The organism is Actinomadura formosensis, from assembly GCF_050948385.1.
GTDB lineage: Bacteria > Actinomycetota > Actinomycetes > Streptosporangiales > Streptosporangiaceae > Spirillospora > Spirillospora formosensis.
Map to the genome: position 1 here is coordinate 6,895,955 of NZ_CP192011.1, position 16,490 is coordinate 6,912,444.

Genomic DNA, 16,490 nt, shown 5'->3' on the forward strand with positions numbered 1-16,490 from the left:
GAGACCACCGATGCACCCGGACCTGTTCCGCGCCGACCTCGAAGCCAAGCCCGCGGCCCTGGCCGCACTCGCCGACGCCCTGCGCGGGGGCGACCCGTTCGCCTCCCTCGGGGACGTCCGGCGGGTGGCCTTCCTGGGCATGGGCAGCTCCCGCTACGCCGCCACGGTCGCGGCCCACCGCCTGCGCCGCGCCGGGATCGACGCGGTGGCCGACTATGCCTCGGCCCTCCCCGTCCCCGAACCGCCCGGCACCCTCACCGTCGCGATCTCGGCGTCCGGGGCCAGCCGGGAGGTGCTGGACGCGCTGGCCGTCCGCGGCGGCGGGCACGTGGCGCTCACCAACGTCGCGGACTCGCCCGTGACCGAGGGCGCGTCCCTGGTCGTGCCGATGCTCGCGGGCGAGGAGAAGGGCGGGGTGGCCTGCCGGTCGTTCCAGCACACCCTGGGGCTGCTGCTCGCCCTGGAGCGGCGGCTGACCAGGGCGGCCCTCGATCTGCCCGGCCTGCTGCTCAAGGCCGCCGAGGCCAGCGCCGACCTGCTGGAGCGCCGATGGCTCGACGACGTGCTCCCCCTGCTGGACGGGCCCGACGGCGTCTACACGATCGCACCGTACGAACGGATCTCGTCCGCGGAACAGTCGGCCCTGATGCTGCGGGAGGGGCCGCGGCGGCCCGCCGACGCCTGCGAGACCGGCGACTGGTCCCATGTCGACGTCTACCTGACCAAGACCCGCGACTACCGGGCCCTGCTGTTCCCCGGCTCGCGCTACGACGCCCAGGCCATGGACTGGATCAAGCGGCGCGGTTCGACCGTCGTCACCGTCGGCGCGCCGGTCGGCGGCGCCCGCGCCGCCGTGCGCTACCGGCACGACGGCGAGGCCGACGTGGCCCTCCTGGCCGAGACACTGGTCGCCGAACTGGTCGCCGCCGCCTGGTGGCGGTAGCCCTGTTTGAAGACCCGTTCAAATCCTTGCCGGGCGGCGGGGCGGGCGGGCGGCCATGGAACGCGGCGCTCGGATCACCGGGCTTTCGGGGTGGTGCCGGCGGCCCTGGGCTTGCGCGCCGGCTCGGGCGCGGGACGCAGCGGGTGCCCGGTGGCCTGCCGGGCGTAGTCCAGGATCAGCTCCGCCGCCTCGTCCGGCCCGATCAGCGGATGCCTGGCCACGATCCGGTAGCCGTAGGCGTCCTCCAAGGCCACGAGGTTGCGGGCGATCGTCTGCGAGTCTCCCGACAGGGTGAACGCGCCCTGGGCCCGGCCGGTCTCCAGGATCATCTGGTACATCGTCACCTGGCGGTCGTAGAGCGTGGTCAGCAAGGTGGCGTAGACGCGGTTGCGTCCCGCCGAGCCGCCGAGTTCGCACAGCAGCCGGACGTCGTCGTCGTCCGGGCTCGACGGCAGGCCGGAGCGGATGGTGACGACCAGCTTCTCCGCCGGGTCGGCGATCGAGGCGATCTTCTTCATCCGCAGGTCGTAGAAGCGCTCCATGCCCGCGTGGTGCGCCTCGAGCAGCAGGTCGTTGAGGTCGGGGTAGTGGTACAGGACCGCACCCGAGGTCAGCCCCGCCGCCTCGGCCACCTGGTTGAGGTGGACCGCGTCGGTGCCGTACTGCACGATCGCCCTTCGCGCGGCCTCGATGAGGTCCTGGCGCCGCTCGGTCTTCCTCTTACGCGTGGCCATGGCTCCCCATTCTCGGTTCTCCCAGGTGTTGACGTGGCGCCCTCGATACTATTTGAATCCTTCTTCAAAAGAGCCTCCCCTCTTGGGGCGACACCGGGAGCCACCATGGCCGATGAGCTGACGGTCCTGTTCATGCCGGAGAGCGCCTACGGGCCGACCAACAACTGCGTGGGCATCGGCGACGTCCTGCGCAGGCGCGGGCACCGTGTCGTCTTCGCCGCCGAGGCGTCGTGGAAGGGCAAGCTCGCGCCGCTGGGCTTCGAAGAGGACCTGGTCGACCTCACCCCTCCGGCCGAGGACGCCGCCGAGCAGGACGCGGGCCAGTTCTGGAAGGACTTCATCCGCGACACCGCGCCGGAGTTCCGCAAACCCACCTTCGAGCAGCTGGACACCTGGATCAAGCCCGTCTGGGAAGAGCTCATCTCCGGCGCGAAGTACTGCGAGCCCCGGCTCAAAGAGATCATCGGGCGGGTGCGGCCGGACGTGATCGTCGAGGACAACGTGGTGTGCTTCCCCGCCCTCACCACGGCGGGCGTGCCGTTCGTCCGGATCGTCTCCTGCAACCCGCTGGAGGTGAAGTCTCCCGAGGTCCCGCCGCCCTTCTCCGGCTACCCGATCGACGACCGGTCGCGCTGGCGGGACTTCGCCGCCGAGTACGACCGCACCCACCGGGCGCTCTGGGAGGAGTTCTCCGCCTGGTGCGTCGCCCAGGGCGCACGGCCGCTTCCCGAACTGGAGTTCATCCACGAAGGCGACCTCAACCTCTACGTCTACCCCGAGGCCGCCGACTATCCGCGCGAACTCGGAGCGGCCTGGCACCGCCTCGACTCCTCGGTGCGCGCCACCGACGACTCGTTCGAACTGCCCGGCGAGCTCCGTACCGGCGAGGGCGCGCTGATCTACTTCTCGCTCGGCTCGCTCGGCTCGGCCGACATCGAACTGATGCGGCGGGTGATCTCCGTGCTCGGCGCGACCCCGCACCGCTACATCGTCTCCAAGGGCCCGCTGCACGAGGAGATCGACCTGCCCGGCAACATGTGGGGCGCGGAGTTCGTCCCGCAGACGCAGGTGATCCCGCTGGTCGACCTGGTGATCACGCACGGCGGCAACAACACCACCACCGAGAGTCTGCACTTCGGCAAGCCGATGGTCCTGCTGCCGCTGTTCTGGGACCAGTACGACAACGCCCAGCGCGTCGACGAACTGGGCCTCGGCGTCCGGCTCGACACCTACCGCTTCTCCGCCGAGCAGCTCACCGGGGCGATCGACGGGCTGCTCGGCGACACCGCGCTCCGCGAGCGGCTCGGCAAGACCGGGGCCGAGATCCGCGCCCGCGACGGTGTCACCCTCGCCGCCGACCTGATCGAACGCGCGGCCCGCGCGTGAGCTTCGTTCCCGGTGCCGCCGGGGGCGCCCGGCCGGCGGTCTTCTGGACCGACCGGCCAGGGCGTCCCGGCCCCTTCCCGCCGCTCGCCGGCGCCACCGGCGCCGATCTCGTCATCGTCGGCGGCGGTTACACCGGCCTGTGGGCCGCGATCCTCGCCAAGGAGGAGAACCCCGGCGCCGATGTGCTGCTCCTGGAGGCCGCGACGATCGGCTTCGGCGGCAGCGGCCGCAACGGCGGCTTCGTCTCCGACTCCCTCACCCACGGCATGGCCCACGGCGTCTCCCGCTGGCTCTCCGAGATGCCCGCACTGGTCAGGCTCGGCCGCGAGAACCTCCGCGACCTGGCCGCCACCCTCGACCGGCACGGCATCGACGCCGGCCTGCGTCTCACCGGCAAGACGACGGTCGCCGTCGCCCCGCACCAGGTCGCCGAACTGCGCGCCCTGCAGCGGCTCCACCTGGACTACGGCGACGACGCCGCCTGGCTGGACGCCGAGGAGATGCGGGCCGACGTCCGCTCCCCCACCTATCTGGGCGGCCTGCGCGTCCGCAACACCGGCGGCCTCGTCGACCCCGGCAAGCTCGTCTTCGGCCTCACCGAGATCGCGGCCCGCCTCGGCGTCCGCATCCACGAACACACCGTGGTCACCGGCTTCACCCGCCATCGGAGCGGAGTCGCCGTCGACACCATCGCCGGTCCCGGCGGGACGGCGGCGGGTACCGTCCTGGCGGGACAGGCCCTGGTGGCCACGAACGCCTATCCGGCGCCGTTGAGGCGGCTGCGGCATCTCGTGCTGCCCGTCTGGGACTACGTACTGGTGACCGAACCGCTCACAGCCGCTCAGCTCGCATCGATCGGGTGGACGCAACGGCAGGGGGTCACCGACGCGGGCAACCAGTTCCACTACTACCGGCTCACGGCCGACGACCGGATCCTGTTCGGCGGGTACGACGCGATCTACCACCGGGGCGGCGGGGTCGGGGAGCACCTCGCGCAGCGGGCGTCGTCGCACGATCTGCTGGCGCGGCACTTCCGGGAGACGTTCCCGCAGCTCCGGCCGGTCGCCTTCAGCCACAGGTGGGGTGGCGCCATCGATTCGACCAGCCGGTTCACCGCCACGTTCGGGACGGCGCTCGGCGGGCGGGTCGGGTACGCGGTCGGGTACACCGGGCTCGGCGTCGCGGCGTCCCGGTTCGGCGCGCAGGTCGCGCTGGACCTGCTGGCCCGGCGGCGCACCGAACGCACCGAACTGCGGATGGTGCGCCGGCCCCCGCTGCCGTTCCCGCCCGAGCCGCTGCGGTGGCCCGTCGTCGAGGTGACGCGCCGGGCCCTGGTACGCGCCGACGCACGCGAGGGGCGCCGGGGTCCCTGGCTACGCCTGCTCGACCGTTTCGGCATCGGTTTCAACTCCTGAGGACGCACATTGCGCACGTTGATCAATCCCGCCACCGGCCGGGCCCTCGCCGAGCTCGCGGACACGCCGGCCGGTGAGCTGCCGGCGATCGTCGCCGCCGCCAGGAGCGCCCAGGAGATCTGGAAGGACGTGACACCCGGCGAGCGCGCGCGGGTGCTGCTGCGCCTGGCCGACCTGGTCGAGGCGAACTCCGCCGAGCTGACCCGGCTGGAGGTCGAGGAGACCGGCAAGCCGGCACCGGTGTTCCGGGACGGCGAGCTGCCCTTCGCCGCCGACAATCTGCGGTTCTTCGCGGGCGCCGCCCGGTCCCTGGACGGCACCGGCGCGGGCCTGTTCAGCGCGGGCTACACCTCGATGCTGGTGCGCCGCCCGGTCGGCGTGGTCGCCTCGATCGCCCCCTGGAACTTCCCGCTGGTCATGGCCGTGTGGAAGGTGGGTCCCGCGGTCGCGGCGGGCAACGCGGTGATCATCAAGCCCGCTCCGAACACCCCGCGGGCGACGCTCCGCCTGGCCGAGCTGATCGTCGAGGCGGGTGCGCCGCACGGTCTGGTCCAGGTCGTCCTCGGCGACGCGGGGGTCGGGGAGGCCCTGGTCACCGACCCCGGCGTGGACATGGTGAGCGTCACCGGCTCGACCGCCACCGGGAAGGCCGTCATGCGCGGTGCGGTCGAGGGCGTCAAGCGGGTCCACCTGGAGCTCGGCGGCAAGGCGCCCGCGCTGGTCTTCCCCGACGCCGATCTGGAGCAGATGGCCGCGGGCCTGGCGATGGGCACCACCTACAACACCGGCCAGGACTGCACCGCCGCCACCCGCGTCTACGCCGCCCGCGAGTCGTTCGACGCCGTTGTGGACGCCCTGCGGACGGCGGTCTCCTCGGTGCGTCCGGGCGACCCCTGGGCCGACGGCACCGACATCGGCCCGCTGATCTCCGCCGCGCACCGCGACCGGGTGGACGGCTTCGTCCGGCGTGCGGTCGCCGCGGGCGCGCGGGCCCTGTGCGGCGGCGCCCCGCTCGACGGCCCCGGCTACTACTACGCGCCGACCCTTCTCGTCGGCGCCGCCCAGGACAGCGAGATCGTCCAGGGCGAGGTCTTCGGCCCGGTCCTCGTCGTCCTGCCCTTCGACCACGAAGACGAGGCCGTCCGCCTGGCCAACGGCACCCCCTACGGTCTGGCCTCCTCGGTATGGACCGCCGACGTCTCCCGCGCCCTGCGCGTCGCCCACCGTCTCGACGCCGGCGTCACCTGGATCAACGACCACCTGCCGATCGCCTCCGAGGCCCCGCACGGCGGCGTCAAGGGCAGCGGCTTCGGCAAGGACATGAGCCAGGAGTCGGTCGCCGAGTACTCGGTCACCCGGCACATCATGCTCAAACACGCCGCTCCCGAGTCCCGCGACGCCTTCCGCCCGGCCTGACGTCCCCGCCGCCGGCACGAAATCCATGAACCAGGGCTTTGGACATTACTCCGGCAAAGCCGATGCGACTCCCGAAGAAGCCGAACTAAAAACTTACTTCCCGGCCATATTTCGAGTCTGTACATTTGGACGAACTTGATCATCAGAAAACTACTCAGCGAATGCGAAGCATCACACGATGGCCCTCGACACCGAGCAGGAAGTAGCGATGTTCACCGCCCGCCCTTCTGATGGCGCACGTGAGTGACCGATGCCCGGGGGAGACGCACTCGCAGGTGACGCCTTTCACGAAACCGACCTGCGTCGTTTGGGCCGGGTGATCCGTCATGCCCGGCAGGCGTCGATCACGCCCGTCGCGGAACTCGTGGGTCCCGTCCGGCCGGGCGGTGCGGCCGCCCGGCTGACCGAGGACCACTGCGTGTTCGACCACTGCGCGGTGCTGCTCTTACCCCGGTCGCTCACGGCCGGGCTGGAGTATCTGGAACGACGGGGGCTGGCGCCGACGCCGCCGGTGCCGAGCACGGTGGTCCGCCGCCGGCTGATCGAGCGGTACGGGCTCGGACCGGAGGACTGCGACGTCCACATCACGCGCCTCCAACTGGAACTGCCGAGCGGGCAACGGCATCCCGCGGTCGAGGTGTTCCTGTTCCCCCGCACCTGCCCGGATCTGGACGACCGCATCGAGAGGTCGGAAATCGCCCACGGCTTCGAAGACCACACCGCGTTCACCGTGGCCCACCCCGACCCGCCGCTGCTGGCCAGGCTGGTCGCCGCCTGGCGGCGCGAGGGGGGACTGCACTGGGAGGGCGGCGGGTACAACCCCCGCGAGGGCGGCCCCCGGGGAACCACCGTCATGTACTTCGTCCGATCGCCCGCGAACCCCTCAGGCCGGCGCCGGTTCGAGCTGCACTGCGCCGGTGATCTGACCTCCTTCATCAGCGGCATCGCGGTGGACGCCGAGACCGTCGGCCACGCCTACACCGCCTGGCGGCGCGCCGTACGAGACCCGCACCCGTCCTGACCGAACATCCCCCGGGAGACACCGTGCGCCGGAGCGAACCCCTCGACCTCAGGAACCTGGCTCTCACCCCGGACCTGCATTCCTATCTCCTCACGCAGGGCAGGATGACGCCCGATCCCCTCCTGGAGGAGCTGATCGATCGCACGTGCGCGCTCGTCCCCGACCAGGCGCACATGGTGGTCGCCCCGGAGGAGGGCGCCCTGCTGACCTTCCTCGTCCGGCTCCTGGGGGCCCGCGACATCGTCGAGGTCGGCACGTTCACCGGCTACTCGGCGCTGTGCCTGGCGCGCGGGCTCCCGGCCGGCGGATCGATCACCACATGCGACGTCTCCGCCGAGTGGACGGCGCTGGCCCGCGAGTTCTGGACCCGGGCGGGCATCGCCGACCGGATCCGCCTCCGGCTGGGCCCCGCGCTGGAGACCCTGCGCGCCCTGCCCCCGGAACCGCACCTGGACCTCGCCTTCATCGACGCCGACAAGCCCGGTTACATCGGCTACTGGGAGGAGCTGGTGCCGCGGCTGCGGCCCGGCGGGCTGCTGCTGGTCGACAACACCCTCTTCAGCGGCCAGGTGATCGAGGACGAGCCCGGCGAGAAGGCCGCGGCCGTCCACGCCTTCAACGAGCACGCCCGCCGGGACGACCGGGTCCAGATGGTGATGCTGCCGATCGCCGACGGCCTGACCATGGCCCGCCGCCTCCCGCCCGCCCGCCTCCCCGCTCCCCCGGGGCCCGCCTGATGCGGGGTCGCATCAGCACAGGATCTGTTTGCCGACGACCTGGCCGCGGCCGAGTTGCTCGTGCAGCCTGGGGGCGTCCTCCAGGGGGGCGCGTTCCGCGATGACCGGTGAGAGCCGTCCGCCGGCCAGCAGATCGAACAGGGCCGTGAGATCCGCCCGGTACCAGTCGGGCCGCCGGTCACGCCATTCGGCCACCTGGTAGATCGTCGCGGTGGGGGCTCCCGGCAACGCGGCCCGGGCGAACACCAGTGCTCCGGCCGCGTAGAACTCCAGGGCCCGGACGAGATCGCGCCGTCCGTGCCGCAGGGACGCGTAGTGGCCGAACATCACCAGCCTGCCGCCGGGACGCAGCAGCCGGTACGAGCGGCGCGAGGTCCGGCCTCCGATACCGTCCAGGACGACGTCGATTCCCCGGGGGGCCAGTTGACGCACCCGTTGCGCGAAATCCTCCCTGGTGTAGTCGATCGCGTGGGCCCCGAGCTCTGACACGATCTCGGTGGAGGCGCCGCCGGCCGTCCCGTACATGTGCAGGCCGGCCAGGCGCCCCAGTTCCAGCGCGGCGGTGCCCACCCCGCCCGCGGCACCGTGCACCAGCACCCGCTCGCCCTCCCGTGCCTTCGCGACGCGGTGGAGCATCTGGTGGGCGGTGACGTAGTTGAGGACGAGGGCGACGGCCTCGGCCGGGTCCAGGTCCGCGGGAACGGGCACCAGGTGAGGCGCCGGAACGCAGACATGATCGGCGTAGGCCCCGAAGACGGTCAGGGCCGCGACGCGCTGCCCGGCGGACAGGCCGGTGACGCCCTCACCGACCGCGTCGACCGTTCCGAGGAGGTCGTATCCCGGTGTGAGCGGCGGGCGCGGACCACCCGGGTAGCCGCCCTCGCGGATGAGGACGTCGGCGAAGCTCACCCCGGCCGCGACGCGTTTCACCCGGACCTCGCCCGAGCAGGGCATCGGCAGCGGCTCCTCGACCAGGCGCATGGCCTCGGGGCCTCCGTACCGCGCGACGACGATCCGCCGCGTCCGCCCCGCCGGCCCGTCCCCGGCCGCGACCGGACGGGCGCGCAGCCGGACGAGCACGGCATCGCCGCCGGAAAGCCGGTTCCGGGGGAAGCGACGCCGGTGGCCCCGCGCCCCCTCGCCGGCGTCCACGCGGCAGGCCAGTGCCTCGCCCACCATCTCCTGCTCCCTTCCGGCGATCAGCAGCCGGACGGCGGCGGGACGGCGCAGGTTGCGCCACCAGGTCTTGCGGCCGGAGCGGCGGACGAGCACGTAGACGCCGCCGTCCCGGCGCGCGTAGACCACCGGGAGCGTGTAGGGCCGGCCGGTACGGCGTCCCGTGACCGTGATGAGGGCGCCGGAGCCGCTCAGCAGCCGATGGGCGCGGGACCGCAGAAGCGCGCCGACGACCGGGTTCGCCACCCGTTCGCGAAGTCTCATGGAACCCGCCCGGTCTGGATCGACGTACTCGTGAAGACGATGTTTCACGGTGCTGCCGGCATGCCGTTATCGGTAACGGCAGGACACTTCATACCCCTTCCGGCCGGAAAGATGATCGGCTGGTTCACCTTTTGTGTTGATGTTCCCTTTCGGTGACGGATATTTCATCATCGGACAACGCCGGGATTGGCCGAAGATATGCCATGTCACCTGCGATGACGCGCGTGCCGAAAACTGCGTCCACGCAAGGATCGGCGGCAGGCGGGCTGGAAGGTCTGCCGGCTCCCGGGAGACCGGGACCGCGGAAGGGCTCGCACGATGGTGAAGACTGTGGCCATGGAATTCTTCTGCTACCACCGCGATCGGCCCGGCTCGATGGCACTGCGCGACGAGCTGCTGGAAGAGCACTGGTCCTACATGGACCGGTACGCGGCGGAGCTGATCGCCCGCGGCCCCACCTTCGCCGCCGGCGACACCCCCACCGGCAGCGTGCACATCGTCGACCTGCCGGACCCGGCGGCCGCCCGCGCGTTCGCCTTCGACGAGCCCGGCTACCAGGCCGGCGTGTACCGGGACGTGCTGCTGCGCCGGTGGCGCAACATGCTGGGGCGCACGATGTGGGACTTCCCCGGTGGCCGGACCGATGGCGACCGGTACCTGGTGCTCGGCCTCGGCTCGGGCCAGGCCGCCGACCTCGACGTGCCGCCCGGCCGGGACGAGCTGATCGCCTACGGGCCGCTGCTGTCCGACGACGGCACCGCATGGCTGGGCACGGCGGCGCTGCTCCGGGCGCCGGACCCGGACACGGCACGCGCCGTCCTGGACCCGAAGCGGTACGCCGATATCGAGGTCCACGCGTGGGAGTTCGGCGGACGGCGGTAACGGCCCTCCCCGTCACCCGTCCGGTTCAGGACGTGCCGGCGATGTTGCGGGCGGGTGATCGGGGGAAGGCTGCCCGTGTGGCCGAGGACGAGCCGGGGGGCACTCCTCCCGAGCCGCTGCTGGAGGTGATCGCCAACCTCGCGCGGTTCCATCACGAGCATGAGAAGTACTACTCCCAGGCGCCGCTGAGGCAGGCGGCCGAGCTCCAGGCCCGGTCCCGGGCGCTGAAGTCGCTGGCCGACCGGTGGAGCACGGTCGATGCGGGCGGACGCTCCGGGACGGTTCCGTTCGCCGGCGCGGAGGATCTGAACGCCCCGGGGCTCGTCGCGGAGTCGGGAATCCTGTTCATGGAGGGCGAGGGCGAACCCGCCGAACTGCTGCGGCTGAAGCGGGACATCGGGGAGGTCGCCGACGACTACGAGCGGGGCGGCACCTGGCTGGCGCACGCGATGGAACAGGCATGGGAGATCGCCGGGCAGCTCGCCGTCCACCCGGCGCTGGCCGACCTGCTCGGTGAGCGGCACCGCATCATCGCCAACGACTGGCAGTCGGCGGGCCTGCAAACCTTGGTCGCGCGGCTGCTGAGACGCGCCCTTGAGGTACTGGCCCGCGTCGACTTCTCGCCCGCGGCGCTCCGCGCCGACCTGGGCGGCGGGCGGCTGGCCCCCGGCTACCTCTACTCCGCGTCCGAACTGCTCGACCGGGCGGCGGACCTGATGACGGAGTCGGCCATGCTCGTCCACGACAATGAACGCCGCTGGCGCGTCTTCGGCGCCCGCGTCCGCGAACTGCGGTCCGGGTAGCCCGCGTTCCGCGGTGCGAGGCACCGGCCTCAGCCCGCGGCGGGACGGGTCTGCTCCATGCGGGTCCAGGGCCAGGTGATCAGGGCCCAGCCGAGCAGGATGAGCGCGGCCTCGGCCGGCACGTACCACGGCCAGGGCCCCAGCAGATCCAGCACCGAGGCGGTGCCGGGCTTGTGGTTGAGGTACCCGTAGTTGGTCCCGGCGGCGACGTTGAAAACGAACGTGGCGACGGCCCACGCCAGGGTGACGGCGACCGCGAACCTGTAGCCGCCCCAGTCCGGCCGCATCCCGAGCCCCCAGGTCAGGTACACCGCGGCCCACACGATCATCAGATGCATCCCGAAGAAGCCCAGGTAATCGATGTCGGGATAGTCCCCGCCGTTCAGCGCCGGTGTGAGCAGGGCCTGCACCGACAGTGTGAGTCCCCAGTAGTACGTCAGCGCGAACCAGCGCCGGCCGAGCGTCCACAGCGCGCCGACCGCGGCCGGCCACGCCACGTCGCACAACTGCAGCGGCAGCGACCCGCCGATGCTCCACTGGCCGGGCAGCAGCGGGTGAACCTGCGTGCCGATCATCACGTACACGATCGCCAGCGCGTACGCCTTGCCGAAGCCCCTCGCCTGCTCGCCGGACCCGTGGCCCGGCTCGGTCCCCGTCCGCTGCGCCCGGCCGAGCGGCACCAGCCCGGCGCACCCGATCGCGAACAGCCCGAGCGCCGCCCAGTGCGACGGCCCGAACGCGACGAACTCGCCGGCGACGGTCAGCGACATCCGGTGATGCTAACCCGGCCGTCCCCGGTCGGCCGCCCACCGCGCTCCCCCGCCCCGTGGCGGACGAAGAACCCGCGAGCACGAGGGCGGGCCCAGAAGCAGGAAATTCGAATGCACCCTCGATTTCCGCCCGTTTTCGGAAGATTATGACAAAACGCCGTAATGCGAAGAGCGTTCCACTTTCGGGGTATTGATCATTTCCGTCGGCGGGCGATCGGCTGCCGCCGTTCGGCGAATACCCCGAAGAATGGTGATCGGTGCCGTAGGGCGGTGCCCCTCACAGTGATCATTCAGGTTTACTCCGGGTGTGGCGGAGGGCGAATGCGGCCTGGTCAATTGGTGGCCGACCGCTACCGGCTGCTGGAACAGGTCGGCGCGGGCGGTGGAGGTACGGTGTGGCTCGCGAACGACGAGTTACTGGGCCGGGACGTCGCGATCAAACGCGCGCTGCCCGCCGAGGGGGCGCGCGGCGCAAAGCACATCCGGGGTCTGCGCCGTGAGGCCGAGCTGCTGGCCAAATTGAACCATCCCCATGTCGTCACCCTGTTCGACGTCGTCCAGGAGAACGGCGAATGGTGGATGGTGATGGAGTACGTCCCATCGCGCAGCCTGGCCGATCAGGAGACGCTGCCCGCTGAGCGGGTGGCCCGGCTCGGCGTCCAGATCGCCGATGCGCTGGAGGCGGTGCATGCCGCGGGCATCGTGCATGGGGACATCAAGCCCGGCAATGTGTTCGTGACCGATGACGGCCGGGCCAAGCTGGGCGATTTCGGGATTTCGCGCTCCATGTACGCGGATGTGACGGTCTCCGAGAGCGGCGCGGTGATCGCGGGGACCCCCGCGTACATCTCGCCCGAAGTCGCGAAGGGGCGGGAGCCCACCCCGGCGTCTGACATCTTCTCGCTCGGAGCCACACTGTTCGCCGCGGCCGACGCCCTCGTGATCGACGCCCCCGCGGACGGGCCCGAGCCGTCGCCTCCCCGGCGGCGGGCCGTGCTCCGCGCCGCCGCGGTCGTGTGCGCGATCACCGTGATCGCCGTCGTGGCGTGGGTGGTCGTCGGCCCGCCGTCCCCGGCACCCCGGCCGGCGGCTCCCGCCTCGGCCTTGGGCGATCCGCACAAGGCCGACCCCTGCGCCCTGCACGACACCGCACAGCTCGCCCGGTTCGGTACCACCGAGATAGACACCGCCTACGGCAATTTCAATCGGTGTGACGTTCTCGTGAATCCGCGCAGTGGCGGCGAGGTGGACGTCAAGGCGGAACTCATCAACCCGGACCCGGCCATGGAACTGCCCCGGAAGGTCGAGAACCTCGCCGGAATCCAGGGCTGGCGGGAACTCCAGGAGGAGCACGCGTGCTCCTGGATGCTGTTGTTGCGCGACAAGCACCTCGTGAACATCAGCGCGGATTCCGGTGACGCCTCGGTGAACATGTGCGCCATCGCCGACACCGCCGTCAAAAGCGCGGCCACGGTGCTCTCAAAGGGGCAGCTTCCCCCGCGGACGGCACGTCCGGTGGGTGAATCGCTGTTCTGGGCGAACGCGTGCGCGCTCCTGGACGCGAAGGCGCTCTCCCGCCTCCCCGGCGTGGACGCGACGCATCCGAGGACGGAATTCGGCAACTGGGAATGCAGGTGGGACAGTACGACCAGCCACCAAACCCTCATCGTGCGTTTCGATCAGGATGACCCGCTGAATGCACAGGACGGCCGCCCGATCAGGCTGGGCGGGCACGACGCATTCGTCGACCCGGAATACGACTCCGACACGTGTGCCGCCCAGGTCGTCCATCGTCGCTTCACCGTCGCGCATGGCAGGAAGACGGAGTTGCTGCTGGTCATCGTCCAGGGAGGAGCGGACGCGGCGCAGCGCTGCCGGCTCGCCACCGGCCTCGCCGGATCCGCCGCCGGCAGGCTGTCCAGCGCCGCCTGACCGGTCCTCGTCCGCCCGCGGCCGGCGGAGCGTCCAGGGGCCGGGGTCAGGTGCGGATCATCAGGGTGTCCAGGGGTTCGTTGTCGCGCAGGCGGCCGATGGCGTCGGCGAGCAGTGGGGCCACGGACCGCACCTGAAGCCACGGCGGCCGCTCCCGGCTCGCCGGGAGGGTGTCGGTGACCAGCAGGCGGCGCAGCGAGAGCCGGGCGAGCCGCTCGTGGGCGGCGGCCACCAGCGGCCCGTGGGTGGCGGCCACGGTGATGTCGGAGGCGGCCCCGGCGGCGCGCAGGACACGCACCGCCGCCTCGATCGTCCCGCCGGTGCTGATCATGTCGTCCACGATGACCACGGGCCGGCCGGCGACGTCACCGGCCAGTTCCTCGGCATGAACCCTCTCTCCGGTCACCCGTCTCTTGCGCACCACGGCGACCGGACGCCGCAACAGCCGGGCGTAGTGCTCGGCGAGCTTGACCGCGCCGAGGTCGGGCGCCACCACCACGGTCGTGTCGGGGGTCTCCTGCGCGAGCACACCGGCCAGGACGGGCACCGCGGTCAGCATCTCCACCGGCATGGCGCACATGGCCTCCAGCGCGCTGGTGTGCGGGTCCACCACGACCAGCCGGTCCACCCCAACGGAGGCCAGGGCGTCGGCCACCACCCTGGCGCCCACCGCCTCCCCCGCCAGGCCGCGGCGGTCCTGCCGGGCATATCCGAAGTACGGGACGACGGCGGTGAGCGTCCTCGCGCCGCCCCGGCGGCACGCGTCCAGCAGCAGAAGCAACTCGACCAGGTGATCGTTCACGGCGGGTCCCGTGGGCTGGAGCACGTACACGTCCCCGCCCTGCACACCGCCCACGACCGGCCGCAGCTCCCCGTCGGGGAAACGCACCACCTCGCTCGTCACCGGCTCGGTGCCCAGCGCGTCCGCGACGGCGTCGGTCAGCGCCGGATGCGCCGTCCCTGACACGATCTGGATGGACATCGCCCCTCCTCGTCCGCACCGGAAAGCCGGTGCCGGTCGGATGCCGGCGTGACCGCCCGCATCATCGGCGGGCCGGCGCATCCGTGCACTCGCCCGCACCACGGTCCACCGTCGGTCGCGCCACGGGGTGTCCTTCCCCCGCCTCGGGCAGAGATGACAGGCACGCCGCGCCGCAGCCGCCGGAGCCGACCCGCCCCCAGCCCTCCGCCGACCTGCGCCGATATGGACCTTCGACCCTGGCTGCCGGCCGCGGTCCGCACCACGATGGACTCAGAACCGAACGTCAGGAAGAGCGGAACATCGGGGGGACGCCATGCAAGCGAGCGTAGGTGACCGGCTGGTGATCCACGGACACCACGTGGGCGAGCCGAACCGCAACGCCGAGATCATTGAGGTGCACGGCCGGGAAGGAGCACCGCCCTACCTCGTCCGGTGGGACGACGGGCACGAGAGCACGTTCTTCCCCGCCTCCGACGCCACCATCGAGCACTACCCGTCCGATGCACCGGAGACACCGAAGGATTAGACGGCGGCATTCCGGTGGCCGTCCCCTCGGCGGTCTCCGCACCTCGCCGGGGCGCAGGGCGGACGGCAGGGCCGGTCAGGGAATGATGGGCGTCTCCTGCTCGGCCAGCACGGTGGTCATCGGCGACCAGCGGTCGGCGAGCCGGTCGGCCAACTGCGGCATGGTGGTGTACTCCAGGTCCTCCAGCGGCAGCCGGTGCGGCTCGAACGGGCCGTGGCGGCGCAGGTAGTCCATCGCGTGGTTGGCCTGGCGGCGGGCCTCGTCGAAGGAGGGGTCGGCGAACAGGTCGCGGGGGCCGATGAGCCTGCCCTCGTGAACCTGGAAGCCGAGGGCGACCACCCGGGGCGGCCCGTCGAACCGGGCGGGGTGCGAGTCCTCCATGGAAACGGGCATGAGCGGGGCGTGGTGCGAGCCGCGCATGGCGCCGCCGACGGTGTAGGAGAAGCTGAACGGCTCCAGCGCCTCGCCGACGGCGGGCAGCCCGGACTGGCAGCGCACGATCATGACGGGGTCGTCCTTGCCGACGTACTTGCCGGCGATCAGCGACAGCCGCTGGGTGCTGGTGGCGGCCGCCGTCTGGTCCAGGGTCTTGGACCGCACGCCGTGCACCACGTAGCGGGCCGGCGCGCCGATGAACATCAGCATGTCGTACAGGTCGGCCGGGCAGTCGAAGAAGATCCGCTTCTCCTCGAACAGGTCGTACACCTCGAACTCGAAACCGGCGTGCATCTTGGCGTCGATGACCAGGCCCGCGGTGTTGAACGGGTCGGCGAACATCTTGTAGAGCGGGAGGTTCCACGCTCCCGGCTCGGTCTTGTCGGCGAGGAAGCAGATCACCGGCTCCGACTGCCGCTCCTCGAACTCCAGTTCGGCGTAGCCGGGGCCCATGCCGCGCAGGTTGCCGGAGAAGGCGTCCGACAGCAGGTCCTGGCCCGCGCCGTACAGGCCGAGCCGTTGCGCGATGTGGGTGGTGGCCTGGAAGGTGTCCCAGGCGAAGGAGTGGATCAGCCGGGCGTCCGGGCCGTGCTGATGGGTCATGATGAGGGACATGTCGTCGCCGCACGTGGCGACGTGCCCGTCGATGAGCAGTTCACTGTCGACCATGTGCTCCACCCGGTGCCGCGCCTCGGCGATCATGTCCGGATGCACCGCCGCGTGACCGACGAACCCGCCGGTGTCGGCCTTGATGATGCTGAGCGTGATCATGTCGCTGCTCCCCCGTGTGTCGACCTTCGCGGTCACGCCGCGCCGGCTGCGAGGTGGCGCCCGGCGGCCGCTTCGGCCCGGCTGCCCGGCCGTCGCGCGGGCTGCACCATTCCCGTGCCCGGAACAGAATCGGCGCTGTCCTGGTTGTATTGAATGACCGGTGTTCAGAGTTCCCCGGACTGCACGAACAACTGATGTTGCCCCTGCGGATTACCGGTTCGGCCGGTGCCGCATCGGGCCGGAAGCCGAGACGAACCTGGACACCGGCCTTCTTGATGGGACGCCGTCCCGGCAGAG

The 16,490-nt window shown here is 71.5% G+C and carries 15 protein-coding genes; 10 read left to right on the forward strand and 5 right to left on the reverse strand.

Annotated elements, in window-relative coordinates; all coding sequences use genetic code 11:
- Positions 1-10 precede the first annotated feature (10 nt).
- Positions 11-943, forward strand: coding sequence for an SIS domain-containing protein (locus ACQP1N_RS32340; protein ID WP_433228044.1), 933 nt, complete (start codon positions 11-13; stop codon positions 941-943).
- 74 nt (positions 944-1,017) lie between these two features.
- Here ACQP1N_RS32340 and ACQP1N_RS32345 read toward each other — a convergent pair whose 3' ends face one another.
- Positions 1,018-1,677 (reverse strand): TetR/AcrR family transcriptional regulator, encoded by a 660-nt coding sequence (locus tag ACQP1N_RS32345; protein ID WP_067801243.1) that lies wholly within the window; start codon positions 1,675-1,677, stop codon positions 1,018-1,020.
- A 105-nt stretch (positions 1,678-1,782) separates the two neighbouring features.
- Here ACQP1N_RS32345 and ACQP1N_RS32350 point away from each other — a divergent pair, with 105 nt between their 5' ends.
- The 5 genes from ACQP1N_RS32350 (at position 1,783) to ACQP1N_RS32370 (ending at position 7,652) form a co-directional block, all read left to right on the forward strand.
- Positions 1,783-3,063, forward strand: coding sequence for a glycosyltransferase (locus ACQP1N_RS32350; protein ID WP_067801246.1), 1,281 nt, complete (start codon positions 1,783-1,785; stop codon positions 3,061-3,063).
- The gene (locus ACQP1N_RS32355) at positions 3,060-4,478 is read left to right on the forward strand and encodes an NAD(P)/FAD-dependent oxidoreductase (RefSeq protein WP_433228047.1); all 1,419 of its coding nucleotides are present in this window, start codon (positions 3,060-3,062) and stop codon (positions 4,476-4,478) included. The genes ACQP1N_RS32350 and ACQP1N_RS32355 overlap by 4 nt, the downstream gene beginning before the upstream one ends.
- 18 nt (positions 4,479-4,496) lie before the next feature.
- Positions 4,497-5,894 carry an aminobutyraldehyde dehydrogenase gene (locus ACQP1N_RS32360; RefSeq protein ID WP_433228049.1) on the forward strand — a complete coding sequence of 466 codons (1,398 nt, stop codon included), beginning with the start codon at positions 4,497-4,499 and terminating at the stop codon, positions 5,892-5,894.
- 316 nt (positions 5,895-6,210) lie between these two features.
- A complete protein-coding gene (locus tag ACQP1N_RS32365) occupies positions 6,211-6,915 on the forward strand; it encodes a hypothetical protein (protein WP_433228051.1) in 705 nt (234 codons plus the stop codon).
- A 104-nt stretch (positions 6,916-7,019) separates the two neighbouring features.
- Complete coding sequence (locus tag ACQP1N_RS32370) at positions 7,020-7,652, forward strand: O-methyltransferase (protein ID WP_084263148.1); 633 nt, start codon at positions 7,020-7,022, stop codon at positions 7,650-7,652.
- A gap of 12 nt (positions 7,653-7,664) precedes the next feature.
- Here ACQP1N_RS32370 and ACQP1N_RS32375 read toward each other — a convergent pair whose 3' ends face one another.
- On the reverse strand, positions 7,665-9,092 hold the full coding sequence (locus ACQP1N_RS32375; RefSeq protein WP_084263142.1) for a nitroreductase/quinone reductase family protein: 1,428 nt from the start codon (positions 9,090-9,092) through the stop codon (positions 7,665-7,667).
- 318 nt (positions 9,093-9,410) lie between these two features.
- Here ACQP1N_RS32375 and ACQP1N_RS32380 point away from each other — a divergent pair, with 318 nt between their 5' ends.
- Positions 9,411-9,974: a YciI family protein gene (locus ACQP1N_RS32380; protein WP_242608910.1), complete on the forward strand. Its 564-nt coding sequence runs from the start codon at positions 9,411-9,413 to the stop codon at positions 9,972-9,974.
- 77 nt (positions 9,975-10,051) lie between these two features.
- Positions 10,052-10,777 carry a hypothetical protein gene (locus ACQP1N_RS32385; RefSeq protein ID WP_433228053.1) on the forward strand — a complete coding sequence of 242 codons (726 nt, stop codon included), beginning with the start codon at positions 10,052-10,054 and terminating at the stop codon, positions 10,775-10,777.
- A 29-nt stretch (positions 10,778-10,806) separates the two neighbouring features.
- On the opposite strand, the gene ACQP1N_RS32390 is transcribed toward ACQP1N_RS32385, so the two are convergent.
- Positions 10,807-11,547 (reverse strand): YwaF family protein, encoded by a 741-nt coding sequence (locus ACQP1N_RS32390; protein WP_067801269.1) that lies wholly within the window; start codon positions 11,545-11,547, stop codon positions 10,807-10,809.
- A gap of 339 nt (positions 11,548-11,886) precedes the next feature.
- Between ACQP1N_RS32390 and ACQP1N_RS32395 the strand changes: the two genes are divergently transcribed.
- Positions 11,887-13,479 carry a serine/threonine-protein kinase gene (locus tag ACQP1N_RS32395; RefSeq protein WP_433232899.1) on the forward strand — a complete coding sequence of 531 codons (1,593 nt, stop codon included), beginning with the start codon at positions 11,887-11,889 and terminating at the stop codon, positions 13,477-13,479.
- 46 nt (positions 13,480-13,525) lie between these two features.
- On the opposite strand, the gene ACQP1N_RS32400 is transcribed toward ACQP1N_RS32395, so the two are convergent.
- Entirely contained in the window at positions 13,526-14,461 is a 936-nt protein-coding gene (locus ACQP1N_RS32400) for a ribose-phosphate diphosphokinase (protein WP_433228054.1), read from the reverse strand.
- Positions 14,462-14,774: 313 nt separating this feature from the next.
- On the opposite strand from ACQP1N_RS32400, the gene ACQP1N_RS32405 reads away from it, so the two are divergent.
- Positions 14,775-14,987, forward strand: coding sequence for a DUF1918 domain-containing protein (locus ACQP1N_RS32405; protein ID WP_433228056.1), 213 nt, complete (start codon positions 14,775-14,777; stop codon positions 14,985-14,987).
- A gap of 75 nt (positions 14,988-15,062) precedes the next feature.
- On the opposite strand, the gene fbp is transcribed toward ACQP1N_RS32405, so the two are convergent.
- Entirely contained in the window at positions 15,063-16,193 is a 1,131-nt protein-coding gene (fbp, locus tag ACQP1N_RS32410; protein WP_433228058.1) for a fructose-1,6-bisphosphate aldolase/phosphatase, read from the reverse strand.
- Positions 16,194-16,490: the final 297 nt, after the last annotated feature.

Coding starts and splice junctions, on each gene's coding strand:
- ACQP1N_RS32400 (WP_433228054.1), bottom strand. CDS start 14,461: ATGTCCATCCAGATCGTGTCAGGGACGGCGCATCCGGCGCTGACCGAC.
- fbp (WP_433228058.1), bottom strand. CDS start 16,193: ATGATCACGCTCAGCATCATCAAGGCCGACACCGGCGGGTTCGTCGGT.
- ACQP1N_RS32345 (WP_067801243.1), bottom strand. CDS start 1,677: ATGGCCACGCGTAAGAGGAAGACCGAGCGGCGCCAGGACCTCATCGAG.
- ACQP1N_RS32340 (WP_433228044.1), top strand. CDS start 11: ATGCACCCGGACCTGTTCCGCGCCGACCTCGAAGCCAAGCCCGCGGCC.
- ACQP1N_RS32380 (WP_242608910.1), top strand. CDS start 9,411: ATGGTGAAGACTGTGGCCATGGAATTCTTCTGCTACCACCGCGATCGG.
- ACQP1N_RS32370 (WP_084263148.1), top strand. CDS start 7,020: ATGACGCCCGATCCCCTCCTGGAGGAGCTGATCGATCGCACGTGCGCG.
- ACQP1N_RS32375 (WP_084263142.1), bottom strand. CDS start 9,092: ATGAGACTTCGCGAACGGGTGGCGAACCCGGTCGTCGGCGCGCTTCTG.
- ACQP1N_RS32405 (WP_433228056.1), top strand. CDS start 14,775: ATGCAAGCGAGCGTAGGTGACCGGCTGGTGATCCACGGACACCACGTG.
- ACQP1N_RS32350 (WP_067801246.1), top strand. CDS start 1,783: ATGGCCGATGAGCTGACGGTCCTGTTCATGCCGGAGAGCGCCTACGGG.
- ACQP1N_RS32390 (WP_067801269.1), bottom strand. CDS start 11,547: ATGTCGCTGACCGTCGCCGGCGAGTTCGTCGCGTTCGGGCCGTCGCAC.